At 62.3% G+C, this 16,737-nt stretch carries 12 protein-coding genes; 6 read left to right on the top strand and 6 right to left on the bottom strand.

Going from position 1 to position 16,737, the window contains the following annotated elements:
• Positions 1-23 precede the first annotated feature (23 nt).
• Positions 24-635 carry a TetR/AcrR family transcriptional regulator gene (locus AO692_RS12145; RefSeq protein ID WP_054310315.1) on the bottom strand — a complete coding sequence of 204 codons (612 nt, stop codon included), beginning with the start codon at positions 633-635 and terminating at the stop codon, positions 24-26.
• Between the two features lie 71 nt (positions 636-706).
• Between AO692_RS12145 and AO692_RS12140 the strand changes: the two genes are divergently transcribed.
• Both AO692_RS12140 and AO692_RS12135 read left to right on the top strand, forming a co-directional pair.
• The gene (locus tag AO692_RS12140) at positions 707-1,990 is read left to right on the top strand and encodes an MFS transporter (protein ID WP_054310314.1); all 1,284 of its coding nucleotides are present in this window, start codon (positions 707-709) and stop codon (positions 1,988-1,990) included.
• A gap of 106 nt (positions 1,991-2,096) precedes the next feature.
• Positions 2,097-3,674, top strand: a complete 1,578-nt coding sequence (locus AO692_RS12135; protein WP_054310313.1) for an alkaline phosphatase — start codon at positions 2,097-2,099, stop codon at positions 3,672-3,674.
• Positions 3,675-3,734: 60 nt separating this feature from the next.
• Here the strand turns inward: AO692_RS12135 and AO692_RS12130 are convergent, their stop codons facing one another.
• Entirely contained in the window at positions 3,735-4,010 is a 276-nt protein-coding gene (locus AO692_RS12130; RefSeq protein WP_054310312.1) for a hypothetical protein, read from the bottom strand.
• A gap of 212 nt (positions 4,011-4,222) precedes the next feature.
• Here AO692_RS12130 and typA point away from each other — a divergent pair, with 212 nt between their 5' ends.
• Positions 4,223-6,046, top strand: coding sequence for a translational GTPase TypA (gene typA, locus AO692_RS12125; protein ID WP_054310311.1), 1,824 nt, complete (start codon positions 4,223-4,225; stop codon positions 6,044-6,046).
• Positions 6,047-6,232: 186 nt separating this feature from the next.
• Positions 6,233-6,640, top strand: coding sequence for a hypothetical protein (locus AO692_RS32765; RefSeq protein ID WP_152979820.1), 408 nt, complete (start codon positions 6,233-6,235; stop codon positions 6,638-6,640).
• Here AO692_RS32765 and AO692_RS12120 read toward each other — a convergent pair.
• Positions 6,600-7,241, bottom strand: coding sequence for a DUF1062 domain-containing protein (locus tag AO692_RS12120; protein ID WP_054310310.1), 642 nt, complete (start codon positions 7,239-7,241; stop codon positions 6,600-6,602). The genes AO692_RS32765 and AO692_RS12120 overlap by 41 nt on opposite strands.
• A gap of 386 nt (positions 7,242-7,627) precedes the next feature.
• On the opposite strand from AO692_RS12120, the gene AO692_RS12115 reads away from it, so the two are divergent.
• Positions 7,628-8,242, top strand: a complete 615-nt coding sequence (locus tag AO692_RS12115; protein WP_054310309.1) for a LysE family translocator — start codon at positions 7,628-7,630, stop codon at positions 8,240-8,242.
• Positions 8,243-8,294: 52 nt separating this feature from the next.
• Here AO692_RS12115 and AO692_RS12110 read toward each other — a convergent pair whose 3' ends face one another.
• Together AO692_RS12110 and AO692_RS12105 are read right to left on the bottom strand one after the other, a co-directional pair.
• A complete protein-coding gene (locus tag AO692_RS12110; protein WP_244483342.1) occupies positions 8,295-10,043 on the bottom strand; it encodes an aromatic amino acid ammonia-lyase in 1,749 nt (582 codons plus the stop codon).
• A gap of 217 nt (positions 10,044-10,260) precedes the next feature.
• On the bottom strand, positions 10,261-10,824 hold the full coding sequence (locus tag AO692_RS12105; RefSeq protein ID WP_054310307.1) for a peroxidase-related enzyme: 564 nt from the start codon (positions 10,822-10,824) through the stop codon (positions 10,261-10,263).
• 140 nt (positions 10,825-10,964) lie between these two features.
• On the opposite strand from AO692_RS12105, the gene AO692_RS12100 reads away from it, so the two are divergent.
• A complete protein-coding gene (locus tag AO692_RS12100) occupies positions 10,965-15,761 on the top strand; it encodes an NAD-glutamate dehydrogenase (RefSeq protein WP_054310494.1) in 4,797 nt (1,598 codons plus the stop codon).
• Between the two features lie 21 nt (positions 15,762-15,782).
• Here the strand turns inward: AO692_RS12100 and AO692_RS12095 are convergent, their stop codons facing one another.
• The gene (locus tag AO692_RS12095) at positions 15,783-16,652 is read right to left on the bottom strand and encodes a LysR family transcriptional regulator (RefSeq protein ID WP_082407348.1); all 870 of its coding nucleotides are present in this window, start codon (positions 16,650-16,652) and stop codon (positions 15,783-15,785) included.
• Between the last annotated feature and the right edge of the window lie 85 nt (positions 16,653-16,737).

The raw sequence follows: 16,737 nt of genomic DNA, 5'->3' as shown, positions 1-16,737 counted from the left end.
TCCGCCGAAGGGAGGGTAAATTCCTAACTTTTCAAACTGGCGCCGATCAGCAGGTCGGCCTGTTTGGCAACCGACTGCGAGGGACCGCCCGGGCCGAAGATCTGGCTCGAGATATAGGCGCCCTCCATGAGGAGCAGCAGGCCGTCGCCCAGCGTGCCGGGATCGGCTGCGCCCATCTCCTTCGCCATGGCGCGCAGGCGGCGGCGCAGCTCGCGCTTGTTCTCCTCGCTCACCACGCGTGCTGGATGGCCGGGTTCGGGATATTCGACGGCCGCATTGGTCATGCCGCACCCGCGGTAACCCGGCTTCTGCGAGCGTTTGCCGACACGGGTGAAGAAAGCGATGATCTGCGCGCGCGCATCACCAGGATGCGCCGCCACCGCCTCGTCGAACCGCGCCCAGAAGTCGATGTCGTATTTGCGCAGATAGGATGCAGCCAGCTCGTCCTTTGACGAGAAAGAGCGGTAGAGGCTCGGCTTGGTGACGCCTGCCTTTTTTACGATTTCGTCGACACCGATCGCCCGGATGCCTTCGCGATAGAAAAGCTCATGCGCGACGCCGAGGATCTTCTCGGCCGCCGGGGGCAGGGTGGTTTCTCGCGAAACGCTGGCTTCAATATTTTTGTCAGCAGGCATGATGCATTCCAATTGACATGTTACTAACCGGTACGTACACATTCGGCAACTGTAACGTACCGGTCAGTAACATGATAGTCCAGTCCCGTCCGTTTGGCCAGCGCTACGCCTTCGTGGTCGTTGCGGTCATCTTTCTTTCCCTGCTCATCGCTGCCGGCTTGCGTTCGGCGCCCTCGGTGATGATGCTGCCGTTGGAAAATGACTTCGGCTGGCGCCGCGACGTGGTGTCGCTGGCGGCCGCCATCGGCATCTTCCTCTATGGCTTGACCGGACCTTTCGCCGCGGCGCTGATGGAACGTATCGGGCTGCGCAAGACGGTGATCGGCTCGCTGGTGGTGATGTCGGCGTCCACAGGCCTGTCGTTGTTCATGACGCAATCCTGGCAGCTGGTCGCCACCTGGGGCGTTTTCTCGGGCGTCGGTTCAGGTGCGGTGGCCACCGTGCTCGGCGCCACCATCGTCAACCGCTGGTTCAAGACCAATCGTGGCCTGATCATGGGTCTGATGTCGGCATCCAGCGCCACCGGGCTCCTGATCTTCCTGCCGTTCCTGGCATGGCTCGCGCAGTCGGGCGGCTGGAAACCGGTCGCGCTTATCATCGCCATCGCCACGGCGGCACTCGTGCCGCTGGTCTGGCTTTTGGTGCCGGAGCGGCCGTCGTCGATCGGCCAGGTGCGTTTCGGTGCCGAGCCGGACGATGTGCCGCCGACGCCACCGGCGGCAGCCGGCAACTTCATCTCCCATACGCTGGGTACACTGCGTGACGCCGCCAGGACGCGCGTGTTCTGGTACCTCTTCGCCACCTTCTTCATCTGCGGCTTCACCACCAACGGCCTCGTCGGAACGCATCTGATCGCCTTCTGCGCCGATATGGGCATCAACGAGATCCAGGCTGCCGGCCTGCTTTCTCTAATGGGTATCTTCGACCTTATCGGCACGACCCTGTCAGGCTGGCTGACCGACCGCTTCGACCCGCGCAAGCTGCTCGGCGTCTACTACGCCATCCGGGGCCTGTCGCTGATCTACCTGCCCTATTCTGGCTTCTCGGCGACCGCGCTGATCGTCTTTGCGATCTTCTACGGCCTGGACTGGATTGCTACCGTGCCGCCGACGCTGCGTCTGTCCAACGAAGCCTTCGGCGACGCCAGGGGACCGCTGGTGTTCGGCTGGATCGTTGCCGGGCATCAGGTCGGCGCTGCCGCGGCTGCCTTCTTCGGTGGTGTCATGCGCGAATTCCAGGGCAGCTATGAGCTTGCCTTCGTCATCGCGGGCATGACCGGCATCATCGCCGCCTGTCTGTCGCTGCTCATCAACACAAACCGCCCGATGCTGGAACCGAAAGGCCAGCCCGCCTGATCCGCTGGGGACCTGTGGACAGTCAAGAAAGTTTCACGTCTCCGAAATGTGGCTGAAACAATGGCCGAAGACCTTGGCGACTCCATCCGTTGCCAAGGAGCCAGCCATGAGCAAGCCAGTCAGCATCAGCCGCCGTGTCTTCCTCGCTTCGACAGGGGCGGCTAGCCTGGTCGGGCTGTCCGGTCTGGCCATGCCCTACTATTCGCGTGCGAACACGCGCCCGGTGTTCACGCATGGCGTCCAGTCGGGGGACATCGACGCGGTGTCGGGCATGATCTGGACACGTGCCGACAGGCCGTCGCGCGTGCAGTTCGAGGTGGCGACCACGGAAAATTTCGCCAATGCCGAACGTCTGGCGCCGCTGAACGCGCTGCCCGACAGCGACTACGCGGCGAAGCGCCTGCTCACCGATCTGGCGTCCGATCAGGACATCTTCTACCGCATGACGCTCGCCGACCTGAACGACGTCAATGCCGTGTCCGAGCCGATCGTCGGCCGTTTCCGCACCGCGCCGACCTCGCGCCGTTCCGTACGCTTCGCATGGTCGGGCGATACCGCCGGCCAGGGCTGGGGCATCGACGAGGTCGGCATGAAGACTTACGCGACCATCGCCAGGCACACTCCCGACTTCTTCCTGCATTCGGGCGACACGATCTACGCAGACGGCGCCATGAAGGATGAGGTCGATCTCAAGGACGGCAGCAAGTGGAAGAACGTCGTGCTCATCGACGAGAAGCGCAAGGTTGCCGAGACGCTCGACGAATATCGCGGCCAGTGGAAATACAATCTGCTCGACAAGAACCTGCTGGCGATGAACGCGGCCCTGCCGACCTTCTTCCAGTGGGATGATCATGAGGTGGTCAACAACTGGTCGAGTTCGAAGGACCTGACCTCCGACGACCGTTACAAGGAAAAATCGATCGCCGTGCTGGCGGCACGGGCCGGCCGTGCTTTCCATGAGATGACGCCGATCCGCTTCACGCCGGCCGAACCCGGCCGGGTCTATCGCAAGATCGCCTATGGTCCGCTGGTCGATGTCTTCTTCCTGGACATGCGTTCCTATCGCGGCGCCAATGGCCCGAACCTGCAGTCCGAGCTCAATGCGGACTCCCGCATGCTGGGCGAACAGCAGACCCGCTGGCTGAAGCGCGAGCTCGCCAATTCAAAGGCGACCTGGAAGGTGATCGCCGCGGACATGCCGATCGGGCTGGTGGTATGGGACGATGGCGCCAACAGACGAGGCTCGGAGGCGGTCGCCAATGGCGACAACGGCCCAGCCAAGGGGCGCGAACTGGAATTCGCCGATCTGCTGCGCTTCATCAAGAATGCCGGAATCACCAATACGGTGTGGTTGACGGCGGATGTGCATTATACCGCCGCCCACCACTACAGCCCGGATCGCGCCCAGTTCCAGGATTTCGAGCCGTTCTGGGAGTTCATTTCCGGACCGATCCATTCCGGCACCTTCGGCCCGAACGACCTCGACATGACCTTTGGCCCTGAAGTGAAGTTCATCAAGGCGCCCAGCGCCGAGCAAGGCCAGAACCTGGCGCCTTCGGTTGGCCTGCAATTCTTCGGTCTCGTCGATATCGACGGCAACACCGGGCAATTGACGGTCCGGCTGATGGATCGCGACGACAATGAGCTCTACAAGACGACGCTCGATCCGGTGCGGGCGGCGTAACGCATGTCGCGCAAAAGTGCGCGACGGTTTTGCGATAACGACACGCGTTAGGTGAGGGGCTTAATGCTCGAAGCAGGCGGCGGGCACGTTCGGCCAGGCTGCCTTGTCGCAGCCGGCATCCGCCTGGCGCTGCTTGAAGGCGGCGCTCACAGGACCGGTAACGATCGGGTCGACGCCGTCCGGAGCATCGGGAAACAGCTTCTCCGCCTGCGTGGAAACCACGGCCATCGGCTTGTCGGCGGGCGTTGCGGCCGACCAGGCACCGCCCAGCGCAAGCAAGGCGGCCAGCGTCGCCGACAGGAAGATCATCACGAACCGGTTCAGACTGCGTATCATGGACGCCCGAATGCTCCACAGCGGAAAAGGTTCCGCGCTTGGTTAATGAAATTCTACGCTCCTGCCACTTAACAAAAGGTGACCAGCCAACTGCCGCAACGCCGCCCCCTTTCGCAAATGCGAAAAACCCTGTATGAGCCGCGCAACTGAAAAAGGCGGCGTCTCGATTTGACTATCCGGGCGTGCTGCCTGAACAACCTCCGAGACCCAGCATGAACATCCGCAATATCGCGATCATCGCGCACGTCGACCATGGCAAGACCACGCTGGTCGACCAACTCCTCAAGCAGTCCGGCTCGTTCCGCGAGAACCAGCGCGTCGCCGAACGCGCGATGGATTCGAACGACCTCGAAAAGGAACGTGGCATCACTATCCTGGCCAAGGCGACTTCGGTCGACTGGAAGGATACCCGCATCAACATCGTCGACACCCCCGGCCACGCCGACTTCGGCGGTGAAGTCGAGCGCATCCTTTCGATGGTCGACAGCGCGATCGTTCTGGTCGATGCCGCCGAAGGCCCGATGCCGCAGACCAAGTTCGTGGTCGGCAAGGCACTGAAGGTCGGCTTGAAGCCGATCGTGGTGATCAACAAGATCGACCGTCCCGACGGCCGCCACCAGGAAGTCATCAACGAAGTGTTCGATCTGTTCGCTGCACTCGATGCCACCGACGAACAGCTCGATTTCCCGATCCTGTACGGTTCGGGCCGCGACGGCTGGGTTTCCGAGAATCCGGAAGGTCCGAAGGACCAGGGCCTGGCGCCGCTGTTCGATCTGGTGCTGAAGCATGTTCCGGAGCCGACGGTTCACCCGGGCCCGTTCCGCATGATCGGCACCATCCTGGAAGCCAATCCTTTTCTTGGGCGCATCATCACCGGCCGTATCCATTCCGGCACGTTGAAGCCGAACCAGGCAGTCAAGGTTCTGCACCATGACGGCTCGCTGCTGGAGAACGGCCGCGTGTCGAAGATCCTGGCGTTTCGTGGTCTCGAACGCCAGCCGATCGAAGAAGCCCAGGCTGGCGACATCGTCGCCATCGCGGGTCTCTCGAAGGGTACTGTCGCCGACACGTTCTGCGACCCGGCCGTCACCGAGCCGCTGCATGCGCAGCCGATCGATCCGCCGACCGTCACCATGTCCTTCATCGTCAACGATTCGCCGCTGGCCGGCACCGAAGGCGACAAGGTCACCAGCCGCGTCATCCGCGACCGCCTGATGAAGGAGGCCGAAGGCAACGTCGCGCTCAGGATCGAAGAATCGGCCGACAAGGATTCGTTCTTCGTATCGGGCCGCGGCGAACTTCAGCTCGCCGTGCTGATCGAGACGATGCGTCGCGAAGGTTTCGAGCTCGCCGTCTCGCGTCCGCGCGTCGTCATGCAGAAGGACGAGAGCGGCCAGCTGCTCGAGCCGATCGAAGAAGTCGTGATCGACGTCGATGAAGAGCACGCCGGCGTCGTCGTGCAGAAGATGTCGGAGCGCAAGGCCGAGATGGTCGAGCTGCGTCCCTCGGGTGGCAACCGCCAGCGCCTGGTGTTCCACGCGCCGACGCGCGGCCTGATCGGCTACCAGTCGGAACTGTTGACCGACACGCGCGGCACCGCGGTCATGAACCGCCTGTTCCACTCCTACCAGGGCTACAAGGGCGAGCTGCCCGGCCGCACCAACGGCGTGCTCATCTCCAACGAGCAGGGCGAATCCGTTGCCTATGCAATGTGGAACCTCGAAGACCGCGGTCCGATGGTCATCGACGCCGGCGTCAAGGTCTACCAGGGCATGATCATCGGTATCCATAGCCGCGACAACGACCTCGAAGTGAACGTGCTGAAGGGCAAGAAGCTCACCAACATCCGCGCCGCCGGCAAGGATGAGGCGGTCAAGCTCACCCCGCCGATCCGCATGACGCTGGAACGCGCTCTGGCCTGGATCCAGGACGACGAACTGGTCGAGGTGACGCCGAAGACGATCCGCCTGCGCAAGCTCTATCTCGACCCGAACGAGCGCAAGCGCTTCGAGAAGTCGAAGGTCAGCGCGGCCTGATGATTTAAAGGGCGGGGATTTCCCCGCCCTTTCTTGCAAATTCAGCCGCTGCGGAATGTCTTGGCTGAAGCTATCTCCTGCCGCACGAAGTCCTGAATTGTTGGTGCTTCGGAAGCTGTGTGTCCGAGGCGTTGAATTCGGGCTTTGTCCATCCCACAGTAGTAGATACTTGCTGGGGGGACTGTTATGAGCGCCAGACTTAGTTTGCTGACGACATATTTCAGCATCATCGAGGCACGGATTTGCTTATCCAAGCTTGATGCCTACGGTGTCTATGCGCTTTCGCCGCTTGAGGTCGTGTCGGTGGCGCCTCACTGGATGACGATGCATGGTGGGGTACCTGTCTGGGTTTTTGAGCAAGATCTCGAAGCGGCCCGGGCATTGCTTGCAGCGGTGGAAGAAGAGGGCACGCCGAGAGCGCCACGCCGTCGGATTCTTGAAGGCATAAGTGGGATGCTTCTGATCTTCTTTTTCGGAGTGCCGCCAGGACCGTCTCCCGCATTCGCACGCAGCCAGCTTTGGTTTTCCGGAACGATGGTCGTTGTGCTGGCTCTCATAGCCTTTCTCCACGCAAGCCAGCTCGGTCTCGTATAGCGTTCAACAGGATCGTTTCGCTGCATTCCTGTGACAGATCGATGCCGATTCTGCTGCCATCGATCGCCAACCTGTTGAGCTTGATATTCGTTTTAGGATGATCGTGCCTGACTATCGTCGCGATCCGGGCTCGCGACAGGCCGAGCTCCATCGACAGGAGACGATCAAGTCGGATGGAAACCGGGCTTGGCAGACTGAGAAAGATTTCCAGTCGTTTCGGCCTGTCTGGCCTGTCTCCCAATACTTCTTTGCGCGCGACGCTTCCTGCGAATTCCTCAACGCGATGCGCGACCCGGCGCAAGGCTGCGACATCGAAGGCGAAACGGCTGACCAGCACCGGATCGTTGGCTTCCAGGCCCGAAAGCATGTCCGGATCGAGGTCGCGGGCGTTGCGGCGCTCGAACAGTGTGTGGTTCCAGGTGTCGTCGCAAGAAACGCATTTGTAGACGAGCCAGGCATCGAGTCGCCGGCCATTGGCGTTGAGGCGGACCTTGTCGCTGCATTCGAAGGCGCGCTGCGTGCCGCAACGCGGACAGGCGCGCCAGGGGCGGGGAAAACGGTTTGCAATGAGAGTCCATCGGACGCGGAGTGTGCACGGCATGCCGGTTGGTCCTTCCCGTCGGGAAGTCCGTCCAAGCGGCGATAAACGAGATGCCTTTTTGGGAGGCGCGGATTGGCGTTCGTGTGGGGATCAGGCAGGCGCTGGCCAAACCGGTCTCGAACCGCCACAGGAACGAACGCAATCATGAAAGCGGCAACGCTTTCACGCTGCCATGCGAGTTCTGGGAGTGCTGACGAGACCGGCGGTTACGATGGCAAAGTCGGGAGCCTGGGGCTGATGAGGATGCGGCGTTCTAGCGGGCGGCATTGATGAGATCAAGCTGTGCCTCCCGCACTTTTTGAAAGCGGGGTGATGAGAAATCAGCCCCGGATTGCATCGGATGGCATTCGGCCTATGCTTCGGCGCCCGCCTCAAGGAGCGCGTCCGTGACGTTCACGTCCCTTCTCATTTTTGCCGGTGCGCTGTTCGTTGCCGCCGGTTCACCCGGTCCTTCGATCGCCGCGCTGGTGGCGCGGGTGATTTCGAAGGGATTCCGCGACGTGTTGCCCTTCCTGCTCGCCATGTGGATCGGCGAAGCGATCTGGCTGTCCTTCGCGGTATTCGGGCTGGCAGTGGTGGCGCAGACCTTCCATCTCGCCTTTGTCGTCATCAAATGGCTGGGCGTCGCCTATCTCGCTTACCTCGCCTGGAAGATGTGGACGGCGCCGGTTGAAGCCGCGAAGGGCTCGTTGCCGAAGGAGGATTCGCCAGTGAAGCTCTTCCTTGCCGGCATGGCGGTGACACTCGGCAATCCCAAGATCATGATGTTCTATCTGGCGCTTCTGCCGACCATCATCGATCTCGCCTCGGTCACCATGCTCGGCTGGATGGAGCTGACGGCGACGATGGCCGTGGTTCTGATCGTCATCGACTTCGCCTGGATCCTGGCGGCGGCGCAGGCGCGCAAGCTGCTGAAAAGTCCAAGGGCCATGCGCATCGCCAATCGTGTCAGTGCAACCACCATGGCGGGCGCCGCGGCTGCGATCGCGGCGCGTTCGTGAGATTTCGCCGGCCGGCACTTCAGCCGGCCGCGGTTGATGCCTTGGCTGCCACCTATTTGGGCATTACGCCGGCAGTCGGAGCGGCTGCGCTTTCGGGCGCCCTCGGCCCTCCCGGATAGAAGTTCGAGGCAGGGGTTTCCTGCATGAATTCGTAAAGCACGATGCCGAGCGGCCGTTTCGGCCTCTCGGCCGGCGATTGGCGCCATGGCACCACCTTGCGCAGCGCTGCAAGGGCCGCCGTCGGCGCTTCGCCGAATTTACGGTCCGGTTTCTGCGCCTTGCGCACGTCCATCCAGTAGCTTGCCGTCAGAAGATCCTGCGCAAGTAGATGAAAGGAAAGGTCGACGGCCTGACGCGCGCGCTGCGTTTTGATGCGTGTCGCAGCCTCCAGGTCCTCGACCGTGGCGACGATCGCCTGGCCGGCCGGCGAGACCGGCGTGCCGAGGCCGGCAAGCTCCTGCCATAGATCGGTCGGCAGATAACCATCGAAGGTCGGGATTTCCTTGCGTTCCTCGGCGCTGAGCACGTCCGCCGGCTTGATCACGGTGAAGAACGGATTGCGGAACCGCTCGATGCGCTGGGCGACCGCCACACCCAGATTGGTCAGGGCGTTGGTGAAGGCCTCGACCTGGTTCGCCATAGGGTAGGGATCCCAGTTGGCATTGGAGAAGATGTAGCCGGACTTGCCATTGCTCAGTTTCCCGCCCTTGACGTAGTACTTCATGAATTGCGGCGTGGCGAGTTCCCACGAGCTTTCCGGTGTCAACCCGGGCAACACCGCGGGGTTGTGGTCCGAGGAATTGATCGAAAGCAGCACGCTGTCGCGCAGCTCCGCCCAGGCCTGCCAGGCGGAGCCTTGCCGCTGGCTCGAGGCGCGCATGCTTTCGGGATCCTGGATGATGCGAGCCGGATCGTCGTCGAAGAGGTAGCTGCCCTTGATCATGTCCATGACACGCGCGGCATCCCAGGTCAGCCAGGGATAGGGCCGCATCGATTGTACCGGCGCTGAAATCGGCGTGACGCTGGAGTTCATGCCGTTGAGCCCCATGGCGTAGCTCAGATCGGTCCAGTCGAGCAGCCGGCGGCCGTCCTCGACCAGCAGCACGGCCTGTGCCTGGGCATAGGCATTGGTGCTGACCAGGGCCGCCTGATCGGCGCCGAACGGTTCGAGCGGCTTCAGCCCCGCTTCGTCCAGCGCCTGCGCGGCCGGCATGCGAACGCCACGGTAATAGGCGTCGCCTTCGCCGACCATCGCGGCGGCGATATTGCCCAGCGTCGACAAATCGCCTTCACCCAGCGTGCCGCGTGACTGCACGGCCGGGGTAATGCGCGTGTTCAGCATGTCGATCAGCATATGGGTGAGTTGCGGGCTCGCCGCTTCATAAGACATAGTGTTGGCGCGGATCGCCATGATGGCGCGAACCAGCGCCTCCTCAGCGATCTCGGGCCCATAGCCGCGTGTGACGCCGCCCTTGAAGCGGGCGAGTTGCTGATCCTTCAGAAGTTTGGTGTTTTCCGGCGAGGTCGGGTCGCCGGAAAAGATCACCGTTTCGCGCTGGTCGCCGGCACCACGGTTGAACCAGTAGATCGTCACGCCCTCGGCGGCGCCTTCCAAAAGCAGGCCATAGGCGTCGGCCGAGCGCTGCAATGCTTCGGGACTGAGCTCGACCTTGGCGCCGTTGCGGGCGATGTCGATGACCTGTTCAACGGTGAGATCCCGTCCGGTGAGCGTCACCGTCCTGCCGGCTTCGGTCTCGGTGATGGGTTGGTAGGTCTGCGGCGCTTCGAAAGCGTACGACACAGAAGGTGTCGCCAGGAGCGCGAGACTTATCGCAAGCGCATGGAGGACATATGATCTTGGTCTTTGAACGGTTCTCCGGTCCAGCATGGAAACTCCCATTTATTCAGGTTCAGGAACTTTTTACCCCGCCGAAATTTTGTTTCCTGAAACGGTAATGGGATGACGCCCCCTGTCAACGATTGTCGGCGTCAGGACCGATAGCGAAACCTCTGTGGTCCTACCTTGCCATTGCGTGGTATTCGGCGTTCGGACGCATGTCGATGGCGGCGGCGACGCGGTTCGACATGTTGAAGAAGGCGGCGGTCGAGGCGATGTCCCAGATGTCGCGATCGGTGAAACCTGCTTTGCGCAGGGCCTCGCGATCGGCTTCGACGATCTTTGCCGGCTGCTCGGTCAGCTTCACCGCGAATTCCAGCATGGCGTGCTGTTTTTGTGAAAGGTCGGCGGCGCGGAAGTTCATCACCATCATCTCGCCGAGTGCCGGATCGCCGGACAATTGGCGTACGGCTGCGCCGTGCGCGGTCAGGCAATAATAGCAATGGTTGATGGAGGAGACCGCGACAGCGATCATCTCGCGTTCGAGCTTGGAAAGCCCGGAATCGCCAAGCATCAAATCATTGTATGTGTCGGTGAAGGCACGCAGCTTCTTTTCATCGAAAGCGTAGGCCTTGAGCACGTTCGGCACGAGACCGAGCTTTTCCTCGCATTTGGCGAAATAGGCCTTGGTGGCGTCGCTCAGTTCCGCCTGGGGCAAGTCCAGTGCGGTGATTTTCTCGCTCATTGCGGTGTCCTTTCGCCAGCCTCTGCAAATTTCTTATGCAGGCAGCATTTTTCTTAGGCAGCCGTCAAACCTTTGTCGCCAAAAGGCGATCATCTGCTACGATAGTCGCAATGCAGCCTATGGCGGAGGAAAATCGCATCATGGCCAGCCTGAAGTCCGCAACCAAGCCCAAGAAACCGGTGGTGAAGGGAGGCGGTGGAAAGGAAGGTCAAAAGCCAGGGCGGCTTGCGGATTATCTGCTGGCGAGGGCTCCGTCCGAAGACGTCGCCGCCTATGACGTGGCCGATCTCGCGCGGGCTGCCGAACTGGCTGAGAATGCGGTTTCCCGGCACAAGAAGGGCGAAAGCATCGTTGCCATCGAAACGGCACCCGGCATATCGCGCCAGGGGCGGCCGGTGACGGTGATCACCGTCGTCAACGACAACATGCCTTTCCTGTTCGATTCGATCCTCGGCGAGATCACCGAGGTTGCGGGCGAGCCGACCCTGGTCACCCATCCTGTCATCGCGGTCAGGCATTCGAAGACCGGGGTTGCCGAAATCGTCGGCGACGGCGGCCTGGTCAAGGAAGATGGCGGCCTCGACAAGGTCAGCGTCGTCCATGTCCATATCGGCCGGCTTTCGGAGGAAACCGGGGCGGCGCTGAGTGCGCGGCTGACCAAGACGCTGGCGCAGGTGCGCGCCGCGGTTACCGACTGGAAGCCGATGCTGGCGCGGCTCGACCAGGCGATCTCGGAATTCCGCTACGCGCCGGTGCCTCTGGACAAGAAACATGTGGCCGAGGGCATCGCTTTCCTCGAATGGCTGCGCGACGACAATTTCACTTTCCTCGGCATGCGCGAGTTCAAATATTCCGGCGGCGAGAAGAGCGGCAGCCTGGAACGCGACGACAAGCCGGGGCTGGGCATCCTCGCCGATCCGGATGTGCTGGTGCTTCGGCGTGGCACCGAGGCGGTAACGACGACGCCTGAAATTCGCGCCTTCCTGCATGGGCCGGAACCGCTGATCGTCACCAAGGCCAACGCCAAGTCGGTGGTGCACCGGCGCATCTATCTCGATTATGTCGGCATCAAGACCTACGACAAGAACGGCAAGCTGGCAGGCGAACTGCGCATCGTCGGCCTGTTCACCTCGACCGCCTACACGCGTTCGGTGATGAAGATCCCTTATCTGCGATCCAAGGCGGAAACGGTGATCGCCAAATCAGGCTTCAATCCGGACGACCATTCCGGCAAGGCGTTGATCAACGTTCTCGAGAGTTATCCACGCGACGAACTGTTTCAGGTTCCGGTGCCGACCCTGCGCAAGCACGCCGAGGCTATCCTCGGCCTGATCGAGCGGCCGCGTGTGCGCGCGCTGGTGCGCGCCGACCAGTTCGACCGCTTCGTCTCCATCCTCGTCTTCGTGCCGCGCGATCGCTACGACAGCGTCGTGCGCGAGAAGATGGGCGTCTATCTGAAGACCGTCTTTGACGGTCGTTTGTCGGCTTACTATCCGGCCTTTCCGGAAGGTGGCCTGGCCCGCGTGCACTTCATCATCGGCCGCTCCGGCGGCAAGACGCCCAAGGTGGAGCAGGAAACCATCGAGGCGGCAATCCGCGATATCGTGCGCACCTGGGAAGACGTGTTGGCCGAGGCCGCCGAAGCCGGCGGCAACGACCCTGCGCTGAAAGCGATCGCCGCGCGTTTCCCCGAAAGTTATCGCGACTCGTTCTCGCCGGCAGTGGCGCTGGTCGATGCCGAGCGTATCGCAAGGATTTCGGCCGGGAACCCGATCGATATTGACTACTATCGCGACGCGGGCCAGACGCCGGAGCAGGCTTCGCTGAAGATTTATCATCACGGCAGCCCGGTGGCACTGTCGCGGCGCGTGCCGCTCCTGGAAAACACCGGTTTCCGGGTGATCAGCGAGCGCACCTTCGAGATAGACAAGGAGGACGGCAATCGCGTCTTCATCCACGATATGGAACTGGAGAACGCCTACGGCCAGCCCATCGACCTTGCCGATGAAGGCACGCTGTTCGAGGATGTGTTCCTGGCAGTGTGGCGCGGCGATGTCGACAATGACGGCTACAACAGCCTTGCCCAGACCGCGGGCCTGAAAGCAACCGAGATCCTGGTGCTGCGCGCCTATGGCCGCTACCTGCAGCAGGCCGGCATTCCGCAGAGCCAGGACTTCATAGCGGCGACGCTCAATCGCTATCCTGATATCGCGCGCGGCCTCTATGCGCTTTTCGTCGCGCGACATGGAACGGATGCGGCGGGGGAGGGTGTGACCACAGCCAGGCATCTCAAGGCGAAGATCAAGGATGCGCTGGAAGATGTTCCCAGCATCGACGACGACACCATCATCCGTCGTTACCTCAACCTGATCGAAGCGACGCTCAGGACCAATCATTTCGTGGACGGCAAGAAGGAGCGCGGCCAGTCGCTGGCGCTCAAGCTCGATTCGCGTGCCGTCGACGGGCTGCCGGAGCCTCGGCCATGGCGTGAGATCTTCGTCTACGGGTCCGAGGTGGAAGGCGTGCATCTGCGTTTTGGCGCGGTGGCGCGCGGCGGCTTGCGCTGGTCGGATCGCGCCCAGGACTACCGCACCGAAGTGCTGGGCCTGGTCAAGGCGCAGCAGGTGAAGAATGCCGTCATCGTGCCGGTGGGCGCCAAAGGCGGCTTCTATCCGAAGCGTTTGCCGCCGGCCAGCCAACGCGACCTGTGGTTCGAGGCAGGCCGGCAAGCTTACATCAACTTCGTTTCCAGCCTGCTGTCGATCACCGACAATATCGGCATCGACCATGTCGTGCCGCCGACCGGCGTGGTGCGCCACGACGCCGACGATCCCTATTTCGTCGTCGCAGCCGACAAGGGCACGGCGACCTTCTCCGACACCGCCAACACGATCTCGGAAAAACACGGCTTCTGGCTGGACGACGCCTTCGCCTCGGGTGGTTCGGCCGGATACGACCACAAGAAGATGGGCATCACCGCCAAGGGTGCCTGGGAAGCAGTGAAGCGGCATTTCCGCGAGATGAACCGCGACATCCAGTCGACGCCCTTCACCGTGGTCGGTGTAGGGGACATGTCCGGCGACGTGTTCGGCAACGGCATGCTCCTGTCGGAACATACGAAGCTGATCGCGGCCTTTGACCATCGCGATATCTTCATCGATCCCGAGCCGGACGTGGCGGCTTCCTTCGCCGAGCGCAAGCGTATGTTCAACCTGCCGCGTTCGAGCTGGCAGGACTACGACAAATCGAAACTGTCGAAGAACGGCGTCATCGTATCGCGCAGCCAGAAGTCGATCACATTGCCGGCGGAAGCTGCATCTGCGATCGGTCTTGCAAAGACGACCGCGACGCCGGCCGAGATTATGACGGCCATTCTCAAGGCTCCGGTGGATCTCCTGTGGTTTGGCGGCATCGGCACCTATGTGAAGGCGGTCTCGGAGACCAACCAGGATGCCGGCGACCGCGCCAACGATCCGATCCGCGTCAACGCCATGGACGTACGCGCCAAGGTGATCGGCGAGGGCGCCAATCTCGGCGTCACCCAGCGTGGCCGCATCGAGTTCGGCCTTGCCGGCGGGCGTAACAATTCGGACGCCATCGACAATTCCGGCGGCGTCAACTGCTCCGACGTCGAGGTCAACATCAAGATCGCATTGGCATCGGCCATGCGCAAAGGCTCGCTGGCTAGGCCGGCGCGCAACAAGCTGCTGGCCGAGATGACCGACGAGGTCGGCAATCTGGTGCTCTCCAACAATTACGAGCAGACGCTGGCGCTGTCGCTCGCCCGCAAGCGCGGGCTGGCCGACATCGCGCATCAGGGTCGTTTCATGGCGGCGCTCGAGGCGCGCGGCCTGCTTGATCGCGTGGTGGAGACACTGCCGTCGCCGGCGGCGCTGGCCGAGCGGGAAGCGCGCGGCGAGCCGTTGACCCGGGCGGAGCTCGGCGTTCTGCTCGCCTATGCCAAGATCGTGCTGTTCTCCGATATCGTCGCCTCGGATGTGCCGGACGACGCGCATTTCAACACCGATCTGATTGGTTACTTCCCGGAACGGATGGTCAAGAAATTCAATGAAGAGATCCACGGTCACCGGCTGCGGCGCGAGATCATTGCCCGTGTCGTCGCCAACGATCTGGTCAATCGTGGCGGACCGTCCTTCACCAACCGTCTGATGGAGGCTACCGGCCGCAGTGCCGCTGATGTGGTGCGCACCTTCGCGGTGATCCGCGACGGCTTCGGGCTGCCGGGGCTCTACAACGAGATCAACGCGCTCGATACCAAGATCGACGGCCAGGTGCAGATTGAACTCTACCAGATCGTCAGCCGGCTTATCTTCGTGACCGCGGGCTGGTATTTGAAGAACGATGCAGGTACTGCGCCGCTCGGCCAACGCATCGCCGAACTGCAGGAGGCCCGCAAGGCGCTCGAGCCGAAACTGGGATCGCTGCTGTCGGATTTCTCTCGCGAGCGGCTGGAGGAAAAGCGACATGGCTTGTTCAAGGCCGGGGCTCCGGACAAACTGGCGGAACGACTGGCGCTGGCCGATGTCGCGGAACTGATCCCGGACATCGCGCTTGCATCCCGCCTGGCTGGTTCGGACATCGTCGCGGCTGCGAAGGCCTTCTTCGCGGTCAGCGAGGCCTTCCGCATTCCGCGCATCGAGGAAGCCGCGCGGTCGGTGACGCCACCCGACTATTACGACCAGTTGGCCCTGTCCCGCGCCACCGACACGATCGGTGCGGCACGGCGGGGCATCGCGGTGGCGGCCCTCACCCAGCACGGCAAGGCGGCCGATCCGGTCGCAGCCTGGCTGGAAGCCGGTGGCGAACGCATAGCCCGCGTGCGCGAACGGCTGCAGGCGCTGACGGAAGGCGGCGAGATCACCGTCTCGCGGCTTTCGGTGGCGTCCGGCTTGATGAGCGATCTGATCGGGGCGTAAGGTCCCGACTTAGGGTAGGTCCTAAGCCACCAGCCGCGTCCGCGAGAGGCCCTCACGGATATGGCGTGCCAGCTCGAGCGTCGCGGGTGCCGGATCGCCTGCCGGCAAATGCAGGTTGATCGCGAAAGACGGCAGCGGCGGCAGGCCAGCCTCGGCGGGCAGGATGTCCAGATGTGGCGGCACTGTGAAGGCAAGCCAGGCCGTCACGGCAAGGTCCGTTGCCACGGTGGCGGTGGTGGCATCGATGCTGCCGTTCTCGAATACAGTGCGCCAGTCGCGGCTCTGACCTTGCAGGGCTGCTAGGACAGCGGGTCTGAACGCGCAGGTTTCGGCCACCATCGAAACCGGAAGCGGTGTTTTCAAATGTGCGACACCGCCCCTGGCGCCGACCCAGACCAGCCGGTCGATGGCGAGGCATTCGCCTTCGGAGGCACCGAGCTGCGTTTCGACCAGAGCCAGATCGATCTCGCCCTTCGCCAGCGCATGCACCAGATCAGGTGAGGCGGCGCACAGCAGGGAAATCTCGACCTGCGGAAAGGCGCCTGCAAAGCCTTTCAGGATGGGTGCGATTAAAGGGCCCGCAAGGTCGAAGGGAACGCCGAGCCGAACCGGTCCTTCGACCCGACGTGTTGTCATATCGGCCCAGATCTCATCGTTGAGCCCAAGCAGATGGCGCGCCTTTCCCTGCAGGCGTTCGCCGGCGGGCGTCAGTTTGAGGCCGCGCCGGTCGCGCGAAAAGAGCTCTCGGCCGAAAGCCTGTTCCAGCCTGGCAACCTGCTGGCTGATGGCGCTTTGCGTGAGGTGCAGCGCGTTGCCAGCGGCAGTCATGTTGCGGCGCTCGGCGACGGCCAGAAAAGTCCTGATCAAGGCAATATCGAGGTTACGGGTCATATTTGCATTATGATTGCTAATGCCAATCATAATCAACATGCGTTTCCCTAATGTTCAGGCAACGGGTAGCATGAAGCCGCTGTTG

The sequence above is a fragment of the Mesorhizobium sp. 1M-11 genome (genome assembly GCF_001303895.1).
Taxonomy (GTDB): domain Bacteria; phylum Pseudomonadota; class Alphaproteobacteria; order Rhizobiales; family Rhizobiaceae; genus Mesorhizobium.
Note: the sequence above shows the minus strand (reverse complement) of the source record. Positions and strands in the feature narration are given on the sequence as shown.